This window comes from Nocardia sp. NPDC003726 (assembly GCF_053586955.1).
This window is the reverse complement of the sequence record NZ_JBSFNF010000032.1, coordinates 26108-46588: the sequence shown is the minus strand read 5'-3', so window position 1 is coordinate 46588 and position 20481 is coordinate 26108. Positions and strand designations below refer to the sequence as shown.

At 67.0% G+C, this 20481-nt stretch carries 15 protein-coding genes; 11 read left to right on the top strand and 4 right to left on the bottom strand.

Annotated features, from left to right (window positions below; genetic code table 11):
- Window positions 1-2 precede the first annotated feature (2 nt).
- Window positions 3-527 carry an Lrp/AsnC family transcriptional regulator gene (locus tag ACWDMM_RS29945; protein WP_195083239.1) on the bottom strand — a complete coding sequence of 175 codons (525 nt, stop codon included), beginning with the start codon at window positions 525-527 and terminating at the stop codon, window positions 3-5.
- Window positions 528-686: 159 nt separating this feature from the next.
- On the opposite strand from ACWDMM_RS29945, the gene hppD reads away from it, so the two are divergent.
- The 7 genes from hppD to tuf all read left to right on the top strand — a co-directional run bounded on the left by hppD (window position 687) and on the right by tuf (window position 7793).
- A complete protein-coding gene (gene hppD / locus ACWDMM_RS29940) occupies window positions 687-1889 on the top strand; it encodes a 4-hydroxyphenylpyruvate dioxygenase (protein WP_195083238.1) in 1203 nt (400 codons plus the stop codon).
- Between the two features lie 93 nt (window positions 1890-1982).
- A complete protein-coding gene (locus ACWDMM_RS29935; protein WP_195083237.1) occupies window positions 1983-2510 on the top strand; it encodes a DUF3558 domain-containing protein in 528 nt (175 codons plus the stop codon).
- 10 nt (window positions 2511-2520) lie between these two features.
- On the top strand, window positions 2521-3078 hold the full coding sequence (locus tag ACWDMM_RS29930) for a DUF3558 domain-containing protein (RefSeq protein WP_195083236.1): 558 nt from the start codon (window positions 2521-2523) through the stop codon (window positions 3076-3078).
- A 340-nt stretch (window positions 3079-3418) separates the two neighbouring features.
- Window positions 3419-3793 carry a 30S ribosomal protein S12 gene (gene rpsL, locus ACWDMM_RS29925; protein ID WP_039801925.1) on the top strand — a complete coding sequence of 125 codons (375 nt, stop codon included), beginning with the start codon at window positions 3419-3421 and terminating at the stop codon, window positions 3791-3793.
- Window position 3794: 1 nt separating this feature from the next.
- Window positions 3795-4265 carry a 30S ribosomal protein S7 gene (gene rpsG / locus ACWDMM_RS29920; RefSeq protein ID WP_014353063.1) on the top strand — a complete coding sequence of 157 codons (471 nt, stop codon included), beginning with the start codon at window positions 3795-3797 and terminating at the stop codon, window positions 4263-4265.
- A gap of 136 nt (window positions 4266-4401) precedes the next feature.
- Window positions 4402-6504, top strand: a complete 2103-nt coding sequence (fusA, locus tag ACWDMM_RS29915; RefSeq protein WP_195083235.1) for an elongation factor G — start codon at window positions 4402-4404, stop codon at window positions 6502-6504.
- Between the two features lie 98 nt (window positions 6505-6602).
- On the top strand, window positions 6603-7793 hold the full coding sequence (gene tuf, locus ACWDMM_RS29910) for an elongation factor Tu (protein WP_039801922.1): 1191 nt from the start codon (window positions 6603-6605) through the stop codon (window positions 7791-7793).
- A gap of 66 nt (window positions 7794-7859) precedes the next feature.
- Here the strand turns inward: tuf and ACWDMM_RS29905 are convergent, their stop codons facing one another.
- On the bottom strand, window positions 7860-8513 hold the full coding sequence (locus ACWDMM_RS29905) for a hypothetical protein (protein ID WP_357209082.1): 654 nt from the start codon (window positions 8511-8513) through the stop codon (window positions 7860-7862).
- A gap of 447 nt (window positions 8514-8960) precedes the next feature.
- Between ACWDMM_RS29905 and ACWDMM_RS29900 the strand changes: the two genes are divergently transcribed.
- The 4 genes from ACWDMM_RS29900 (at window position 8961) to ACWDMM_RS29885 (ending at window position 18541) form a co-directional block, all read left to right on the top strand.
- Window positions 8961-15050 carry a hypothetical protein gene (locus tag ACWDMM_RS29900; protein ID WP_323124718.1) on the top strand — a complete coding sequence of 2030 codons (6090 nt, stop codon included), beginning with the start codon at window positions 8961-8963 and terminating at the stop codon, window positions 15048-15050.
- Window positions 15047-17272 carry an MBL fold metallo-hydrolase gene (locus tag ACWDMM_RS29895; RefSeq protein WP_449940632.1) on the top strand — a complete coding sequence of 742 codons (2226 nt, stop codon included), beginning with the start codon at window positions 15047-15049 and terminating at the stop codon, window positions 17270-17272. Before ACWDMM_RS29900 ends, ACWDMM_RS29895 begins: the two co-directional genes overlap by 4 nt.
- A 229-nt stretch (window positions 17273-17501) precedes the next feature.
- Window positions 17502-18035 carry a putative immunity protein gene (locus ACWDMM_RS29890; protein ID WP_195083271.1) on the top strand — a complete coding sequence of 178 codons (534 nt, stop codon included), beginning with the start codon at window positions 17502-17504 and terminating at the stop codon, window positions 18033-18035.
- A complete protein-coding gene (locus ACWDMM_RS29885; RefSeq protein ID WP_357111621.1) occupies window positions 18032-18541 on the top strand; it encodes a putative immunity protein in 510 nt (169 codons plus the stop codon). The genes ACWDMM_RS29890 and ACWDMM_RS29885 overlap by 4 nt, the downstream gene beginning before the upstream one ends.
- Window positions 18542-18602: 61 nt before the next feature.
- On the opposite strand, the gene ACWDMM_RS29880 is transcribed toward ACWDMM_RS29885, so the two are convergent.
- Window positions 18603-18746, bottom strand: coding sequence for a hypothetical protein (locus tag ACWDMM_RS29880; RefSeq protein ID WP_357111624.1), 144 nt, complete (start codon window positions 18744-18746; stop codon window positions 18603-18605).
- A gap of 492 nt (window positions 18747-19238) precedes the next feature.
- On the bottom strand, window positions 19239-20426 hold the full coding sequence (locus tag ACWDMM_RS29875) for an NAD(P)/FAD-dependent oxidoreductase (protein ID WP_357111627.1): 1188 nt from the start codon (window positions 20424-20426) through the stop codon (window positions 19239-19241).
- Window positions 20427-20481 lie beyond the last annotated feature (55 nt).

The window sequence follows — 20481 nt, the reverse complement described above, 5'->3', positions numbered from 1 at the left end:
TGCTACGGCTCGCGGGCCGGTCGGTAGGCGGGCGCTTTGGCGGTCCCGGTCGGGCTCAGCGTGCGCAGCAGGGGCAGTGCCCGGCGTGCCACCACGGTCGAGAGCACGATGACGCTGTGTGAACGCACCACCGAGGACGTCCGGTCGATGCTCAGCAGCACGGCCTGCAACCCCGCGTGCGAGTCGGCCCCGATCCGGCACAGCACGTCGCCGGTGCCGGTCGTGGCGTAGGCCTCCAGCACACCGGGGATGGCGTCGAGTTCGGAGGCCACCGTGTCCAGCGCACCCTGGGCGATCTCCAGCGTGACGAACGCCTGCACGTCGAACCCCGCCGCGGTGACGTCGATCTGCGGGTCGTAGGAGGCGATCACGCCGGACTCCTCCATGCGCGCGATCCGGGACTGCACGGTGGCCCTGGCCACTCTGGTCCGGCGGGACAGTTCGAGGATGCCCGCTTTCTGGTACTCGTGCATCGCGGTGAGGATGGCGAGATCGAGCTCGTCGAGCTTCGCCGATGTGCGCGCCATGACGGCCTCCGTTCCGGCACCGGGCCGGGCTCGCCGCCTGGCCTGCCTGCTATTCAAATTGTCCAGCATCAGGCGTCGTTTGCTAGCCGAATTCGCCACCCTGTCTATCGAGAATCGATGCTGTTGCCTATCCGGCGGACCCGGCGATTTCCTTGGAACATGACCATCGAGCACCTGCGGGAAGTCCGGTCCGGCGCCGGTCCCAGCGACGGCGAACTGCGCACGCTGGTGGGGCTGGTCGAGCACGACAACAGCGGTGATCCGTTTCCGGTCATCGGATGGGACGCTCTGGTCTGGGTGGTCGGCAACGCCACCCAGACCGCGCACTTCCTGGAATCCGCGTTCGGCATGCGGCTGGAGGCGTACTCCGGTCCGGAGACCGGCAATCGCGACCACAAGGCGTTCGTCCTGCGCAGCGGCGCGGCGCGTTTCGTGATCACCGGAGCGGTCGACCCGGACAGTCCGCTGGTCGCCCACCACGATCGGCACGGCGACGGCGTGGTCGACATCGCGCTGGAAGTGCCCGACGTCGACCGCTGTGTGGCGTGGGCGCGCACCCACGGCGCCACCGTCCTGGTCGAACCGCACGACGAGACCGACGACTTCGGCACGGTTCGCTCGGCCGCCCTGGCCACCTATGGCGACACCAGGCACACGCTGGTCGACCGTTCCCGCTACTACGGGCCCTACCTGCCCGGCTATGTCGCGCGCCGCTCCAACTACCGGCGGCGCGACGGCGCTCCGGCTCGGTTGTTCCAGGCGATCGACCACGTCGTGGGCAACGTGGAACTCGGGCGGATGGACGAGTGGGTCGAGTTCTATCGGCGCGTCATGGGTTTCACCAACATGGCCGAGTTCGTCGGCGACGACATCGCCACCGAGTACTCCGCGCTGATGAGCAAGGTAGTGGCCAACGGCAACCATCGAGTGAAGTTCCCGCTCAACGAGCCCGCCGTCGGCAAGAAACGCTCGCAGATCGATGAGTACCTGGAGTTCTACCGCGGTCCGGGAGTCCAGCACATCGCGCTCGCCACCGGCGACATCCTCGCCTGTGTCGACGCCTTGCGCCAAGAGGGCGTCGAGTTCCTGGAGACGCCGGCGGCCTACTACGAGGATCCCGAACTGCGCGCCCGCATCGGCCGGGTCCGGGTCCCGGTCGAAGAACTCCAGCGCCGCGGCATCCTGGTCGACCGCGACGAGGACGGCTACTTGCTGCAGATCTTCACCAGACCCCTCACCGACCGCCCCACGGTCTTCTTCGAACTCATCGAACGCCACGGCTCCCTCGGTTTCGGCAAGGGCAATTTCAAGGCCCTGTTCGAGGCGATCGAGCGCGAACAGCAAGCTCGCGGCAATCTGTAGGCTGCGTTCGGGTCTCCCGGTCGGCGCTCACCGCGCTGCCGGGCCGTGTTCGTCGGACCGTCCGCCCGGCGCGTAATCGGTAGAGTTCATTCCATGCGGATCAAGTCGGCGGTCGTGACCGCGACAGCCTTGGTACTCGCACTGGCGGGTTGCGGTTCGGGCGGAGACGCCGAGGACTCCGGTCCGTCGCGTCCGGCGCCCAAAGTGGTTGCGCTGGGTCCGTTCGTCGGGGAGTGCGGGCACGTGACCGATGACGAGGTGCGCACTCTCGGCGGTCTCGGCCGGATCTCGGGGGTGTTCCGCAACGCGGTCGGCTGCAACTGGCAATCTGCTGGAATCGGTTCTCCCAGTATCACTTTCGCTTCGTATCGGGGTAGTCCGATCGAGCGGGAGCGGGCCTGGGTGACGGTGAACGGGCGGGCGCCGGACCCGATAAAGATCGGCGGGCGCGACGGATTCGCCGCCTTGGATCCGAGCGGAGCGATCTGCGATCTGGCGGTGCAGCTCGGTGACGACTTCTTCGAGTGGTCGACGAACATCGGACAGTTCGGCGCCGTGTCCGGCAATCCGTGCGATCGTAGCCGCGCTCTCGCCGAGCTGACTCTGCAGCGGATGCAGTGAGGGGCAGGGGATGAACGTGCGACGAGTTCTGCGCGGGCGCGGCGCGGTGGCCGCCGCGGCGGTGGCGGTGGCGTTGTCCGCGGGCGGGTGCGGTCAAGTGGTGCCCGGTTCGCCACAGCCCGTCGGCGGAAGCCAGCCCGTGAACACCAGGCTGGACAAGTTGCTGCGGGAATGCCAGATCCTGTCCGAGGATCAGATCGGCAAGGCCATCGGCGAGAGCGTCACGGTCAGCGAGTCGTTCTTCGGCGCGGTGTGCATGTGGGACCTCGTCGGCGCGCCCGGCGGCAACGGGATGGCGACACTCAACTGGTACGAGAACGGGACGCTCAGCAACGAGAAGCAGACGAACAACAAACTCGGCTACGAGACCACCAACATCACCATCCAGAGTTCGCTGGCGCTGCAGATCCGCAGGCCGAAGGACCCGGATTCCTGCGGTGTGACGGCGAGCGCACCGGACAACGGGGTGATCGGCTGGTGGATCAACTACCGCCCCGGTTCGGCGCACCCCGATCCGTGCGACGCGGCGAAGAAGCTGATGGAATTGACCCTGAACCTGGCCAGGTGAATGCTCGTCGAGCCGACCCGCTTTGACCCTGTGTCCCGGCCACGGGTATCGTGGACCGCTGTGCCCGGAAGCATGCGGGCAAGTTCGTGCGTGACCGTAGGCCAGCGAGAGCGGCCGACGACTCCAGCGTGCCCGGAATAAGGGCTCCGCGCCGCGCGCGACACGCCCGACCTCGGGACGCGAGAAACGTGGCCGGACGTGCGAGTGAAAGCTCGATGACAGCGATGTGAACGACGGGCCCTGCAGTGGAAGCTTGCCTCCGCGAAGGGCCCCGGGAGCGCCGCGAACAAAACAGACATGAAGTCCACACACCGCGTTAACTAATAAGGAAAGCCGGTCTATGCCAACCATCAACCAGCTGGTCCGCAAGGGGCGCCGCGACAAGGTCGCCAAGACGAAGACCGCGGCCCTGAAGGGGAGCCCGCAGCGTCGTGGCGTGTGCACCCGCGTGTACACCACGACCCCGAAGAAGCCGAACTCCGCGCTGCGCAAGGTCGCGCGTGTTCGCCTGACCAGCTCGGTCGAGGTCACGGCCTACATCCCGGGCGAGGGGCACAACCTGCAGGAGCACTCCATGGTGCTCGTGCGCGGCGGTCGTGTGAAGGACCTCCCCGGTGTTCGTTACAAGATCATTCGCGGCTCGCTCGACACCCAGGGTGTGAAGAACCGCAAGCAGGCCCGCAGCCGCTACGGCGCCAAGAAGGAGAAGAGCTGATATGCCACGCAAGGGCCCCGCACCCAAGCGTCCGCTGATCAACGACCCGGTCTACGGTTCGCCGCTGGTCACTCAGCTGGTCAACAAGATCCTGCTGGACGGCAAGAAGTCCACCGCAGAGCGCATCGTCTACGGTGCGCTGGAGCAGGCGCGCGAGAAGACCGGCACCGACCCGGTCGTCACCCTCAAGCGCGCGCTGGACAACGTGAAGCCGTCGCTGGAGGTGAAGCCCCGCCGCGTCGGTGGCGCCACCTACCAGGTTCCGGTCGAGGTCCGTCCGGGCCGCGCCAACACCCTGGCCCTGCGCTGGCTGGTCAACTTCTCGCGTGCGCGCCGGGAGAAGACCATGGTCGAGCGCCTGGCCAACGAACTGCTCGACGCCAGCAACGGCCTCGGCGCCTCGGTCAAGCGCCGCGAGGACACCCACAAGATGGCCGAGTCGAACCGGGCCTTCGCGCACTACCGCTGGTGACGTCTGCCCGGCCCGTCGTCTGGGTCGGGAGGCACAGCAGGAGGCGGCACTCACCGGCCGCTTCCTGCGTTGACATAGAGGCGACCACAGGGTCGTCCCCGATAATCCCAACTAGCTACGAGCGGGGAAGATTTCCGTGGCACAGGACGTGCTCACCGACCTGAACAAGGTCCGCAACATCGGCATCATGGCCCACATCGATGCGGGCAAGACGACCACAACCGAACGCATCCTCTTCTACACCGGCATCACCTACAAGATCGGTGAGGTCCACGACGGCGCCGCCACGATGGACTGGATGGAGCAGGAGCAGGAGCGTGGTATCACCATCACCTCCGCGGCTACCACGTGCTTCTGGAAAGACAACCAGATCAACATCATCGACACCCCCGGGCACGTCGACTTCACCGTGGAGGTGGAGCGGTCGCTGCGCGTGCTCGACGGCGCCGTCGCGGTGTTCGACGGCAAGGAGGGCGTCGAGCCGCAGTCCGAGCAGGTGTGGCGTCAGGCGGACAAGTACGACGTGCCGCGGATCTGCTTCGTCAACAAGATGGACAAGCTCGGTGCCGACTTCTACTTCACCGTGCAGACCATCAAGGACCGCCTCGGCGCGAAGCCGCTGGTCATCCAGCTGCCGATCGGCGCTGAGGACACCTTCGAAGGCATCGTCGACCTGGTCGAGAACAACGCCAAGGTCTGGCGTGGCGAGACCAAGCTCGGTGAGCAGTACGAGGTCGTCGAGATCCCGGACGACCTGAAGGAGCAGGCCGAGCAGTACCGCCAGGAACTGCTGGAGACCGTCGCCGAGTCGGACGAGGCGCTGCTGGAGAAGTTCTTCGGCGGCGAAGAGCTGACCGTCGAAGAGATCAAGGGCGCCATCCGCAAGCTGACGGTGACCTCCGAGCTCTACCCGGTGCTGTGCGGCTCCGCGTTCAAGAACAAGGGCGTGCAGCCCATGCTCGACGCGGTCATCGACTACCTGCCCTCGCCGCTGGACGTGGAGGCCACCACCGGCCACGTGCCCGGCAAGGAAGAGGAACTGCTCACCCGCAAGCCGAGCGCCGACGAGCCGTTCGCGGCCCTGGCGTTCAAGATCGCGGTGCACCCGTTCTTCGGCAAGCTGACCTATGTCCGCGTGTACTCCGGCAAGGTCGACTCCGGCGCCCAGGTCATCAACTCGACCAAGGGCAAGAAGGAGCGTCTGGGCAAGCTGTTCCAGATGCACTCCAACAAGGAGAACCCGGTCGGCGCGGCTTCGGCCGGTCACATCTACGCGGTCATCGGCCTCAAGGACACCACCACCGGTGACACCCTGTGCGATCCGCAGAACCAGATCGTGCTCGAGTCCATGACCTTCCCGGACCCGGTCATCGAGGTCTCCATCGAGCCGAAGACCAAGTCCGACCAGGAGAAGCTGGGCACCGCGATCCAGCGCCTCTCCGAAGAGGACCCGACCTTCTCGGTCAAGCTGGACGCCGAGACCGGCCAGACCGTCATCGGCGGTATGGGCGAGCTGCACCTCGACATCTTGGTCGACCGCATGAAGCGCGAGTTCAAGGTCGAGGCGAACGTCGGTAAGCCGCAGGTGGCCTACCGCGAGACGATCACCAAGAAGGTCGAGAAGCTCGAGTTCACGCACAAGAAGCAGACCGGTGGTTCCGGCCAGTTCGCGAAGGTGATCATCGCGCTGGAGCCGTTCGTCGGCGAGGACGGCGCGCACTACGAGTTCGAGAACAAGGTCACCGGTGGCCGCGTGCCGAAGGAGTACATCCCTTCGGTGGATGCGGGCGCCCAGGACGCCATGCAGTACGGTGTGCTCGCCGGCTACCCGCTGGTGAACCTGAAGGTCACGCTGCTCGACGGCGCCTACCACGACGTCGACTCGTCGGAAATGGCGTTCAAGATCGCGGGCGCGCAAGCGCTCAAGGAAGCGGCCCGCAAGGCCGGTCCGGTGATCCTCGAGCCGATGATGGCGGTCGAGGTCACGACGCCCGAGGACTACATGGGCGACGTGATCGGCGACCTGAACTCCCGCCGTGGTCAGATCCAGGCCATGGAGGAACGCAGTGGTGCCCGTGTCGTCAAGGCGCTGGTTCCGCTCTCGGAGATGTTCGGTTACATCGGTGACCTGCGGTCGAAGACCCAGGGCCGGGCGAACTACTCCATGGTGTTCGACTCGTACGCGGAGGTTCCGGCCAACGTGTCGAAGGAGATCATCGCCAAGGCGACCGGCGAGTAATGACTCCCGGGCGTTTGTAAACCCTTTCCCCGTTGACCGCGGGGATGACCCCGCACTGCTGCAATTGCACGCACCAACAAGTCCAGGAGGACAAAACAGTGGCGAAGGCGAAGTTCGAGCGGACGAAGCCGCACGTCAACATCGGCACCATCGGTCACGTCGACCACGGCAAGACCACGCTGACCGCAGCGATCACCAAGGTGCTGGCTGACAAGTACCCGGATCTGAACGCGGCGTTCGCGTTCGATCAGATCGACAAGGCGCCGGAGGAGAAGGCTCGTGGTATCACGATCAACATCTCCCACGTCGAGTACCAGACGGAGAAGCGCCACTACGCGCACGTCGACGCGCCGGGTCACGCCGACTACATCAAGAACATGATCACCGGTGCGGCGCAGATGGACGGCGCCATCCTCGTGGTCGCCGCCACCGACGGCCCGATGCCCCAGACCCGTGAGCACGTGCTGCTCGCCCGTCAGGTCGGCGTGCCCTACATCCTGGTCGCGCTGAACAAGGCCGACATGGTCGACGACGAGGAGATCCTCGAGCTCGTCGAGATGGAGGTCCGCGAGCTGCTGGCCTCGCAGGAGTTCGACGAGGACGCGCCGGTCGTGCGGGTCTCCGGTCTGAAGGCGCTCGAGGGCGACCCGAAGTGGACCGAGTCGGTGCTCGAGCTGATGAACGCGGTCGACGAGTCGATCCCGGACCCGGTTCGCGAGACCGACAAGCCGTTCCTGATGCCGATCGAGGACGTGTTCACCATCACCGGTCGTGGCACCGTCGTCACCGGTCGTGTCGAGCGCGGCGTGATCAACGTCAACGAGGAAGTCGAGATCACCGGCATCCGTCCGGAGACCACCAAGACCACGGTCACCGGTATCGAGATGTTCCGCAAGCTGCTCGACCAGGGCCAGGCCGGTGACAACGTCGGTCTGCTGATCCGTGGTATCAAGCGTGAGGACGTGGAGCGCGGCCAGGTCGTCGTGAAGCCGGGCACCACCACCCCGCACACCGAGTTCGAGGGCCAGGCGTACATCCTGTCGAAGGACGAGGGCGGCCGCCACACCCCGTTCTTCAACAACTACCGTCCGCAGTTCTACTTCCGTACGACTGACGTGACGGGCGTTGTGACCCTGCCCGAGGGCACCGAGATGGTCATGCCCGGTGACAACACCGAGATGTCCGTCAAGCTGATCCAGCCGGTCGCCATGGACGAGGGTCTGCGCTTCGCGATCCGCGAGGGTGGCCGCACCGTCGGCGCCGGTCGCGTCACGAAGATCATCAAGTGATTCGCTGAATCGCCGCTCACGGCGCCGCTCCTCCGGGAGCGGCGCCGTTCGCGTTTCGGGGGGTGGTCAGCAGGAATAGGCGTGGCCGACGGTCGGTTCACGTTCCGCTTCCGGGAGTTCGCGTAGGCAGCCGAGGGGGACGACGCCCTCGCTGCTCAGCTGCACGCCAGTGCCCTGGACGGGGTTCACGCAGGTGAGGCCGGTCGTGGCGAGCCGGCAGGAGTAGTCGCCGAAGGTGATGGTGCTGTCGTATGGCAGCACCCGGCCCTCACCGTTGACGAAAAGCCCTGGGTCGCCGCGGAATTGGCCCACTGTCAACCGGTCTCCGGAGTACGTCACATAGCCGCCGAACCATTGGCCGTAGCCCTCGCCCGGCGCCGGCATCGGTTCCTTCAGCTCCACCATGCAGTCGAACCCGTCGAAACCGAGTTCGGTGCCGGTGATACAGCTGATCTTGTGGGTCGGACTGACGAACGCGATATCGGCTTTCAGATCTGTTGCCGGGCCACCCTCGGGCGCGGTGGAGTGATAGGGCGCGAGATCGGTCGATGATCCCTGCTTCACCCAGGCGATTCGATCCTGCAATCGACTCTCCGCCGCCGCTGCCGACGTGCTCGGTTGGGACGATTGCGCACCCGCCACCGGCTGCGGCTTTCCCTCGGTGGAGTGCGAGCACGCACTCGCGACCAGCATTACGCCCACCAGGATCACCCACCGCATACCGACACAGTAACTGTTGCGGCGCAACCGAAACGATGAGGCGAAGACAGCCGCACCAATTTTTCCTTTGCGACATGAAACGCCGGACAGTCGCCCTACGATTATGCGAGATGGGTTGGCGCAGAGCGTAACTCGGCCCGGCCGAGCTGGACGCGACGCGCGCCTCAGCGCGGGAACGTCAACGCTACAGTGAACTAAGGGGGCGTCTTGAGCGACTGCACTGCATCCGATAGCGAGGATCAGGTTTTCGGGGGCGACGTCGGGCTTACCGAGGACGAGTGCCGGAGCCTACGGCGAGCCCGGATCGCGAAGTCGGCAGCCAGTGCGGTCCGCCGGGCCGACCTCACCGCAGAGGTCCCGAAGCTGACTCGCCGCGAGATGAACTTCCTTCACAAATGCCTCAAGATTCGCGCCGGGGCGCCGCTGACCGCCGTGACCGTTGCTGTTTTGTCCAACCTCGCCGGCGCCGACGACGACCGGGCTGCGGGGATTCTCCACACCTGCTTCCACGGAGCGATCCGGGCGACCGCGCCGACCAGCGACCTGACCGAACGCCAGCTCGCCGCGATTCTCAGCGCGGACCCGGACGAGCTGACACAGGTACTCGGATCGCTGCAGGACAGCTGGCTATACCCAGACGCGCTCGACATAGACGACTTCGGATCGACGCAAGTGGCGCGGATAGCGGCCTGGTCATCGATGGCGGTAACCGGGCACGATGGGGCTACGGCCGCCCTTGCCTGGCTGCTCGCTGACCCGCCTACATTTTGGGACGAGGTGCAGATCGAAGCCGCTCAGCAGGTGTGGCAAAAGGTTCGCGAGCGGTATCCGCTGTTGCCGGAAGCGCCGGCGTCGTTGGCCACGCTTGTCGACGTCCTATCCGACCTGGACGATCTAGCGGCTTTCGATGCCGGCGCCGACGAAACCGACACACCGGAGGAAACCGGGGCGCTCGGGACGGCTACGGCAATCGCGTTCGAGTCCATAGTGGCTGGACTGGCCGAGCGACTCTCGGCCGACGCGACCCGGGAACTTCGTACCGGGAAAGAGCCAGCTGTGCTGGCAGAACTGACCGCTGCATGTGAGGGGCTGGAGCAGGAGCGGCAAGCGCTCGTGAGCAGTGTCCTGCCTGCCTTGGCTCGTACGGTCGCGGACGGCGTTCCGGCTGAGAGTTCCGACATCGTCCGTGTCGCGGGATTTTCCGTGAGTCTGTCCGGGCTGTTGACTGCTGCGGCGGCCGTCGACGGCGGCGAGCCGGTCACAAGCCTGGAGACCGCGCGCGCGGCCTTGCGGCGGGCAGAGAACGCCGCGGCCGAGGTGGACGCCGCCGCCGCGCGAATCGAGCGGGTTCGGCGCCTCACGACGTTGACGGGGCCGTTGTTCCTTGCCGACCACATCGCGCGGGTTCGAACTCTGGCCGGCGACGTGACCAGCGACAGCGATGCGGAGACTGTCGGCGCCCTCCTGGCGCTGCTCGAGCTGATCGAGCTCGCGGGCCGTGACCCTCAGCGAGCCGTCGAACTCGTCGGGACGGTCACCGCCACGGTGCCTGCTGCGATTCCGCTGCTCATGTTCGTCAACGACCCGGGCACATTCGCCATCGGCGACATGGCCGAGCCGAGGTCTGCCGACGCTTCGCCCGATGTCCTGGACATGGAGCAAGCACAGGACGGTCCGGCGGAGACCGCGGATGACAAGCGTGTGGGTTCAGCCGACGTTGACGCGCCCCAGCCCGTCTCCGACGCCGAGATGGCCCCGGTCGGCGGCGACACCGCGACCGACGAGACCGCGGACGCCGCTGTCGCCGACCAGCGGGAAGCGATGCCGGCCGCTGAGCAGTCTGCCCCTCAGCAGCCTGAGCTGGAGCTCGACGACGTTGTCGCACAGTTGAATTTCACCGTCCCGGTGCCGCGTTCGACGCACCGCCCGCCGCAGGCCCGCACGGCCCCCGCCCCCGCTGCCGCCTCGGACACTTCGGATGGGCACAACCCGGTCGCGCTGTACAGCGAGCTCTTGCGCTCCGGTGAGCTGTCGCTGGCGTACTGGCTCGAGACCGCGGAGGATGCCGGCACGTCGATCCGAGCCGCGCACCGGCTCGCGGCGCTGGCCGACGCGATGAAGACCTCCGCCGGGTCGAACGCCGCCGCGTTCGCGTCTACCATCGCCGACCTCGAACCCAGTGACCTGAAAGACCATCCTGGTACGCAGATGCTCGTATACGGCGCGTCCGTGCGCGCGGGCCTGCTGTCCCCGATCGCTGGCGCATCCGATCCGCTGCGCGACGCCACCACCAGCATCGTCCGCTCCGGCGGCGCCGTCGGCGAGCTGACCGAAATGCTGCAAGCCGCCATCTATGCGGGGGTATACCTGACTCCGCGCAACGCCAATGCCGTCATCGAAGCGGCCGAAGCCTCGTCCGAGCACGAAGCGCTCGCCTTGGAGGCAGCGACCAAGCTGAAGAACGCGCCGAATCGCACGATCAAGTACGGCCCCGCTACCGGTCTGTGGCAGACCTGGATGGCACCCGAAGGCGGGTATCTCGGCGAACCCCTCAGCATGGTCGCGTCCAGGTCGATGTCGCCGGACGACTTGCAATTCGTCCGAGCTCGTGTGGCGGAGCTGCGCACGCCTCGTAGTCTCGAGCAGGCCTTGGACAGGTCCGTGTCGCACGCACGCGGCAGCAAGCGAATCGGGAAGCGGATCGAGGCCAGGTCACGGGCCAAGCTGCTGGAGTGGACCGGCGATGTCACCGAGCTGCTCGCCCGCTGGGTGATCGCAACGGAGAACTTGTCGCCGTCCGGGGGGACGTGGATGACCGATCCGATCGCGGAGTTGCGGACGAAGGTGGCCGCGGTCCGTGCGCAGGCGCTGGCCGAGCTGGATCAGCTGCGTGACAGTGGGGACGAGGCCCGTGACGCCGCGACCGATGCCGGCCTGAAACTGCTGAACAACGCGCTGGACCTGCTCATGGGCACCGAGTCGGTCGCCGGGCAGGAGATCCCGTCGGACCGCGTCCTCGGCGGGCTGTTGACGCTCGCCCCGAATGTGGAGCTCGACCCGGCATTCACGCCACGCCGTACGCCCGAGGTGGCGGACGTCGTGACCGCGTTCGACGCATTGCGCGCCGGAGACGTCGGCTGGATCGCGGCATTCGACGCGCGCGCCGCGCGGCACGACCAGGTAGGTACCCAGCTACTCATCGAAACGTTGCGGCCACGCAATCCCCAGCTCGCGCAGCGGCTGTCGGCGGCGCGGGACGAGGCCATCGAAGCCTCCATCGCCCAAGTCGACAAGAACGCGGACACGCTCGCGGCTCGTATCGATTCCGACCGGCTGTTCGGTCGGTTGCGCGTCGAGGACTGGACCGACCTCACCACCCGCGCACGCGCCTACCAGCGCAGACACCGCGGCACTCGAAGTGACTTCGACGTCATGCTCGCCGGCCTCGACAAGATCGAACTCGATCGGACCACGATTGTGGAGTCGTCCATCGCCGCCGCTCGAAACGCGCTCGACCCCACCGGGATGCCTGCCGACGCCCTCGAACGGATCCAGCGGTGTATCGATAAAGGTGACTTGACCACCGCGGCGGAATACGAGGTCACGATCCGTTCCGGCGGTCAACTTCCTGGACCGCGGGCGGCCATCGATCACCTGTCACTGTTTCTCGAGGCGTTCCCGGACACCTTCGCCAACGCCCGTCGCAGTCTCGGCGCGGGCGTGCACCCCATGCTCACCCAGCTTGGCAGCGTGCTGGAGGCGGGCAAATCGACCGGCGACCTCCCTGCCGGTCCGCTCGCCGACGCGCTGGCCTCCGCCACGATCGAGCTCGGGCAGGTCGGCCGTGGAACGACGGCCGCGTCCAGGATCGAGCAGTGGACACTTCTTGCGCAGGCCCGGTCGTTCGACGCTCGAATCAGCAACGTGAAGTCGATCCTCGAACAGGTCGGGTTCGTGTTCGACAAGTCGACCACTCCGCCCGCACGGCGTGGGCACTCCGGCGGCCGCGGTTCGTGGCTGGACTTGCACGGCGTACGGGCCACCTCCGGCAAAGCCCTGCTGCCTGCGTTCGGGTCGGGGATGAGTCCGTCGGGTGACTCGTTGCGGCTGCTGGGCATTTGGCGCGGTCCGACCCCGCGCGAACTCGTAGAGATGCTGCGGGAGGAGCCGAGCGATCGTTCCATCGTCGTGCTGTACTTCGGCACGCTCGATTCCGGTGCGCGCCGCGAGCTGGCGGGTCTGTTCCGTAGCGACCGGCGGCTGCCGACAACGATCGTGATCGATGACGCCGCGTTCGCGTATCTGTCGTGCCAGCCGGAACCGAGTCGTGAGATCACCATGGCGGCGCTGCTGCCGTTCACAGCGTCCTCGCCGTTCACACCGGACGTGCCCGGAGCGAGTATTCGTCAAGAGATGTTCTACGGTCGCAACGACGAACGCGCCAAGATCATCGACATGATGGGCCCGTGCATCGTGTACGGCGGCAGGCAACTCGGCAAGTCGGCGTTGCTGCTGGAAGCGGCTCGCCAGTTCGACGACAAGCACAACCGGCACGCGATCTACGAGTCGATCTTCAAGATCGGGAGAGCGGTGTCGGTCGACGCGGTGTGGACGACGCTGTGGCCACTGCTGGCCGCCCGAGACATCGTGCCGCAGGATATTCCGGGTGGCGATGTCGCCGGGGCGCTCACAGGGCATGTCACAAAGTGGATCTCGGCTCGCCCAGGACGGCAGCTGCTGCTTTTGCTGGACGAGTCCGACAAATTCCTCGACGGCGATGCCGAGGCGGTCAACGGGATGTTCACCCACGTGACCCATTTCAAGGAGCTGATGGAGCGGACCGGGCGCGCGGTGAAGGTGGTTTTCGCCGGTCTGCACCAAACCGCCCGGTTCGATCGCCTCGCGAACCATCCGCTGGCACACTTCGGCGAGCCGGTCTGTGTCGGTCCACTGGCTCCTCAGGCCGCCTACGATCTGCTGACTCGTCCGTTGCATGCGCTCGGGTATCACTTCGACGACCGCGACCATGCCGCGCGCGTCCTCGCGCTCGCGAACAACCAACCCGCCCTCATCCAACTGTTCGCCGCGCAATTGCTGCGCAATCTGCAGGCCGCGCCGATGCCCGCGGGCGCGCCACCGCAGACCGTGCACGCCGATGATGTCGAACGGGTGTGGGCCGATGCGGGGCTGCGGACGTCGTTCCGCAAGCGCTTCGATTGGACTCTCGACTTGGACCCCCGGTACAAGATCATCGCTTACAGCGTCGCGCTCCACGCTCACGCTGGAGGCATCGACGCGACGATGACGCCGAGCGAGCTGCGCGCGGAGTGCGAGACCTGGTGGCCGACCGGATTTTCCGCCGAAGACGTCCGCACCGGCGAGTTCCGGGCTCTGCTGGACGAGTGCGTCGATCTCGGTGTGCTGTCCTACACGAACCGCGGGTACCGACTGCGGACGCCGAATGTGCTCGACCTCCTCGGTGCCAAAGAGGAGGTCGAGGCAGTCCTCGATCAAGCCGAGTCGATCGAACTGCCGGAAAGCTTCGACGGAAGCATGATGCGGCCGGTGTTCGTGGAGGGCCCGACGCGTGGGCCGTTGACGTCGCAACAGATCGCCGACCTGCTCGCACCCCGCAGTCAGGTCCGCCAGGTCATCGGCTCGCATGCCCTGACGATCGAACGGTGTCTGAGGGCACTGCAGGACGAGAACGAGCATGCGGTGTCAGGGCACCGGAAGAGCGTGATGCGGGACGCGACCCCGGCGACACTGGCCGATGTGTGCCAGCGGGGGACGTTCAAGGCTGCCGGTCGACACGTCATCGTGATCGTGAACTTGAAGAACGTCACTCCTGAGGTCGCGTCGGCGACGTGGACACGGGCGCGGGAGCTGATCGCGAAACACTCCGGTGGCACTCTCGGAATCGTGCTCGTGTCCTGGCCCGCGCAGGCGCCCATGTGGCCGGTCGCGGCGCGGGAGTCGGACACCTCCTCCGGGCTGACCGAGCTACGCCGTTACGACCGGACCGATCTGCGGCTGTGGCTGACCGAGACGACCTTGCCGTTCCAGGACGACGCGGCTCGCGACGAGTTGCTCGCGGTAACCGGAGGCTGGCCGATACTGCTGAACAAGATCGCCGAGGACTTGACCGAGCACGAATCCGGACTGCGTTCCGACCCGCTGCGCGAGATCCGAGCTCACCTGATGGATGTCGAGCGTTGCCGGGAGCTGGTCGAGGCGTCCGGGGTCCGCAGTGACGCCACGCTCGGCCAGGCATGGGACTTCCTCGTGCGGAATGTCGCGGACGAGCACGCCGACCTCGACACGCTCGCGGACTACCTCGCACTTCACGGCGACAGCGGCGAAGAAGCCTCGGAGGCACTCACCCCGACCGCGGTGGCCGCCGCCGGGTACACCGGCGGCGTGGCTGACGTGCTCGAGGTGCTGCGTGTCCTCGGTCTCGTTGTCGGGCTGCCCGACGATAGACAGTTCAAGCTCGAGCCTGTCATGGTCGCCGCGACCAAGCGTGTGCACGGATGAGCCGGACCGCGCCGCAGCTGCTCGAGGCGATGATCTTCGACGCGGCTCGAGCGGCCTTGAAGTCGCAGCTCTATGCCGAACAACAGATCGACCCGCAGGCGTTCTCGCGGGTGAATCGGGCCGGCCTGCTCGACCTCATTGCGAGAGTGCCTACCTTGCGGGCCGAGCTTGCGCACACCTACCGCGACGAGCTGGACGGCACCCACCCGCAATTGGTGGCTTTGCTGAGCGACAACGCGGCGGACAGCGCCGCGGCGGCGCAGGTGCTGCGTAATCCTCGTGCGGTCCGGACGCCTCGCGGCCGGTCCAAGGCATCCGCGAAGACCACAGACGACGGTGGGCAGCACGCAGTCGACAACGGGCGCGGACCGATCGCGCTCGATCCTGCTGCGGCGCGGCGGCTGCGGGAAAGATTCGAGCGGCGCCTGAGCGAGACCCGTGCGGCCCGAGACCAGGCGAGGGTGCAGCGCGACTACGCCCGTGGGGAAGCCGACCGCTTACGTCTCGATCTCGCAATGGCCGAGGAAGATCGGGACGAGGCGCTGGCTGTCATCGAGGCGCTGCGAGCCGAGCTGGCTGCCGCGCGTGCCCATGCGGCGGAGCTGGCCACGGATGTGCTGGCCGCGGCAACGGTGTTGAAGGCCGCGATCCTCCCGGCGCCGGTCGGACTCTCGGTTGTCGACGACATCGACATCGACCCGCGTGAGCGTGCGGCCGCAGCGGCTGCCGTGGATGCCCGGACGGTGACGCCGGCCGACTCGCGGATCGCCGCGGCGCTCGAGCAGACTGGTGTGACGCAGGCTTCGCTGCTGTCGGTCCTGAACGCTCTGCTCGAGCCTCCGGCACCGGTTGAACCGGTGTGGGTAGGTGAGCCGCGCGAGATCGCTCTGACGCCGCTGGGCGGCGGCACCGACATCGGCGGCTCTTGCATGCTGGTGAGCGTCGGTGACGTCCGGATCCTCATCGACGCCGGGATGCGCCCCAAAAAGCGCATCGACCACGCTGGGCCGGAACATATCGCCGTGGCACTGGCCGGGTCGCTCGACGCGATCGTGATCACGCACGCGCACAACGACCACGCCGGTTACGTGCCGGCGTTGATCGCGGAATACCCGAATGTGCCGGTTATCTGCACCCCTGAGACCGCGGCGATCCTGCCGACGATGTGGAACGACTCGGTGCGGGTGTTCGAGCGATCCCGCGGCGCCTATGTCGAGGATGACGCACCGCTGGCGGAGCCGCCGTATGGGCAGGCGCAGGTCGTGGCCGCGCAGCGCCGCATCCGTGAGGTTCGATGCGGCCGGATCGTTGAGGTCGCTGACGGTGTCACGATCACGCTATTCCCGGCAGGCCACATCCTCGGCGCTGCCGGCGTGGTCGTGTCTGCCGGCCCGAACCGGGTCACCGTTACCGGGGACGTGTCCGATTTGGCGCAGATGAGTGTGCCCGGCCTGGTGGTGCCCGATGCGGCACGCGGGTCGGACTTGCTGGTGATCGAGTCGACATACTGCGGGCATCACAGTTCGAATCGCGACGCCGAAGTGGAAAAGTTCGTGCGCATCGTGGCCGAGACCGTCGGCGACTCGGCGGCGAACGGCGGGCGGGTGCTGGTGCCGGCCTTCGCGCTCGGGAGGGCCCAGGAAGTCGCGCTGACGCTGCGCGACCGCCTGCCGGACGTACCGGTTCTCATCGACGGGATGGCCAAGGACATCGCGAAAATCTACGAGGAGCAGACCGCCGGGGCCGTACGGCCGCTGAAGATTTATGGCGATCAAGTGTCCGCGGTGCGGGCCGGAGAACGGCAGCAACTGCTGCGCACCTTCCGGCGTGGAGTCATAGTGACTACGTCGGGAATGTTGACAGCCGGTCCTGCGGTCACGTGGGCACGGTCGATCCTGCCGGACCCGGAGGCGGCCCTACTGATCGCCGGCTATCAGGACGAGGAGTCCCCCGGATTCGAGCTCCTCGAGCTAGCCGAGGCGAAGAGGCAGGCCACGTTCGTGCTCGACCGTGACGAGCTCACGGTGAACGCGCGGGTCGCGAAGTTCGGGCTGTCGGCGCACGCCGATCGGCGCGGCCTGTCGTCGATCATCACCGAGATCGGCGCTCGTGACGTGATGCTGGTGCACGGGGTTGCGTCCAAGCAACGGGACTTCGCGGACAACCTGACCCGTCGTGGAGTCTCGGTAGCTCCTACCCGGCATTGGCGGCTTTCTGGCTGACAAGTCCGAGAGGAGTGTTCCGGGATCGTCTCGAGTGTGGGGGATGCTCGTCCCGACTGCCCGGTCATTCCGCGGCGGATGCGACCACTTTGAGGGTTTTCGCTCGCATTCACCGGCTATACGACCCCAACGTTCAATCGAATGTTCAAAGTTACGATCAGGGGGTGTGAATGTTCAGTCAGAGCCTCCCCTCCGGCGTAAGCCTCGTATTCCGGACTTCGCGTTGACGATGGATGAGATCAGGGCAGTAACGGCTTTTGCCGTGACCTCGGCGGAGCAGGTACTGCCGCTGTTCGAGGCGAGTCACCCCGATGACAGCAGGCCCCGCGACGCGCTCGCCGCCGCGGCTGCGTTCGTCCGCGGAGACCGCCGCTCTCGCGCTCAGCGTGTGACGGCGACTGCCGCTCACCGTGCTGGGAGAGAAGCGGCGGGGCCCGTACCGTTTCACGCCGCGATGGCCGCGGGTGATGCCGCCGCGTCGGCCTACCTGCATCCGCTGGCAGATGCCGCTCAGGTCAACCACATCCTGAGGGCATCTGCGCACGCCATCCGGGTGTTCGAGCTGCGCTCCGGCGACGAACACGATGGCGACCCGGTGGAGTGCGTCGTTGGCCTCGCGACGCCACTGTTGATCGACGTCCTGCGCCGCTATCCGAGGATCGGCGCGGGCACGAACCGGGTCAGCCGGCTCGTGCACGAACTCGACAACCGTCTGCGGGACCAGCCGTGCACCCCGCCGATGCGACAGTCGGAGGGGCGATGATCCTGCCGAAGGTCCGAGATCCCCGGATGGTGACGATTCGTCGAGGTGGCTTGCTGACCGATGCCGACCATCAGTTGCTCGCGCTGTGGGCCGCAGCGTGCGCCGAGCGTGTTCTCGGCTATTTCGAGCACGAACAGCCCGACGATCCACGCCCACGGGACGCCATCGCCGCAGCCAGAGCGTGGGCGCGAGGCGACATGCCGATGATGCGTGCCCGCGCGGCGGGCGGACACGCGATGGGCGCCGCCCGCCCACTGACCGGCGCGGCCCGATTCGCCGCCTACGCCGCCGGACAAGCCGCATGCGTCGGACATGTCGCCGAACACGACCTCGGCGCCGCCGCATACGCGATCAAAGCCGTTCGAAGCGCTCACCCCGACAATCCCCAGGCGGGCCGGATCGAGCGCGACTGGCAGCGCGCCCAGCTTCCAGACTCCATCCGCAGCCTCGTCATCGAAGACCAGACCCGGCGCGACAGCATCTGCTGGTCGGTCTTCTCCGACTGAGTCTCGCGGCAACTGCGCCTCGTGCGGGGATTGGCCTTACCTCGATTTCGAAGCCGAAGGTTCAGCCGGAAATCGGGAAGCTGGCGCGGAAGACGCCCTGCGGGTCGCGGGCCTGCTCGAGCTTGTGCAGCCGATCCAAGGTGCCGGTGTCGAAAACGTCTGCGGAACTGTGGCCGGGGGCAGGACGGTCTGCGGCCGCTGACACGCGCCCTAGGTCGGCGACGATGCGCTTCTGAGTGGCGAGTACCGCGGCAACGGTGTCCGGGTCGGAGCCGACGGCCTGTAGAGACAGTCGCGTAGGACTGCTCCAGCCGCGACGTCCCCGGACCGCACACCGAGCCGAGCCCCGATTTCACCGGCGCATCACCGAGTTGATCGAGCGCGCGATCAACGGCGTCGAGCTACCCGACTACCCAGGGTGCTGGACTCCAGGGCGGACTGCCGGTCACCTCGTCGGCCGAATCGCAGGCACATAACGTCGACGGAGACGCTGGGTAGGCCATCGCAGACTACGTCCGGTCATGCCGCCTACCGCGAGGATCTGTACTGGTCGGCATAGCAATCGGAAAATCTACGGGCCGTGCGACTTCCGTCAGACGGCGGTGTATGCCCGGAACGGGCCATCCCACCATCGTCGTATCCAGGTCCGCCCCGGCCTCCTTCGGCCGGGGCGGACCTGTGCCGATTTCACCCGCGGTCAGACGGTCGCGACCGGAGCCTCCGCACCTGTCGCGACGATCCGGCGACGTCGGCTCGGCGCCAGCAGGGTCGGGTGCCTCACGGACCAAGCCGCGCCCGAGCAGATCAGCTCCTTGATGCGCGCGGCCTTGCGACCCACGTCGACCTTGGCGGTCGGCTGATCCTCCTTGGTCACCTTCTGCACGATGGCATCGCGGCGGCCGAGACTGATGCACTGGCTGTTGTAGCCGATGGGGGCATCGGGAACCGCACGTCCGGTCAGCCGAGCGGCAATGGCGTCGGCGCCGAGCCAGGCCATCGGGGAGGCGGTGGCGCAGCCCATGCGCAACGTCTTGCCGCCCACTCCCGCGGCGTGCGCGGCGTCGCCGACGGCGTAGACATCCGGATGCGAGACCGAGCGCTGGGTAGCGTCGACCACGATCCGTCCGGCCTCGGAAACGGTGAGCGTGCTGGCGGCCGCGATCGGGTGGACGGCGAAGCCCGCTGTCCAGACCGTCAGCTGAGCGGGGATCTCCGCTCCCGATCGGGTGGTCACGCCATCTTCGGTGACCCTGACGACGTCGGCGTGCTGGTGGACGGTGATGCCCAACCGTTCGAACGCGCCGCGCAGGTGGCTCTGCGCCTTCTCGTCGAGCCAGTCGCCGACGCCACCGCGCGCGGCCATCGCGACCTTCAGATCCGGGCGCGCCTCGGCGATCTCGGTGGCGGCCTCGATACTGGTCAGGCCACCACCCACGATCAGCACGGTCTCGCCCGTTCGCAGTTGGCTCAGGCGTTCCCGCAGCCGAAGCGCGGCCTGCTTGCTCGCCACATGGTGAGCGTGCTCGACCACGCCGGGCACGCCGTAATCGGCGACGGTGCTGCCGAGGGCGTAGACGAGTGTGTCGTAGGCGAGAGTCTCGGCCCCTTGATCGCCGACCAGTGCGACGGTCTTGCGGTCCACGTCGAGCGAATCCACCCATGCGATGCGCACTTCGACGCCGGTGCCGGCGAACATCTTGCGCAGTGGACGAACCGGCAGGTCCTGCCCGGCTGCGAGTTGGTGCAGGCGCACCCGTTCGACGAAGTCGGGATCGGCGTTCACCAGGGTGATCTGGACGTCGTCGCGGCGCAGTCGCTTGGCCAGGCGGCCGGCGGTGGTGGCTCCGGCGTACCCGGCTCCGAGGACGACGATGCGGTGCTTCATGATGTTGCCTCCTGTCTCGGTGGGTTCGGAACTTGAACCGGACAGCCGCACGAAT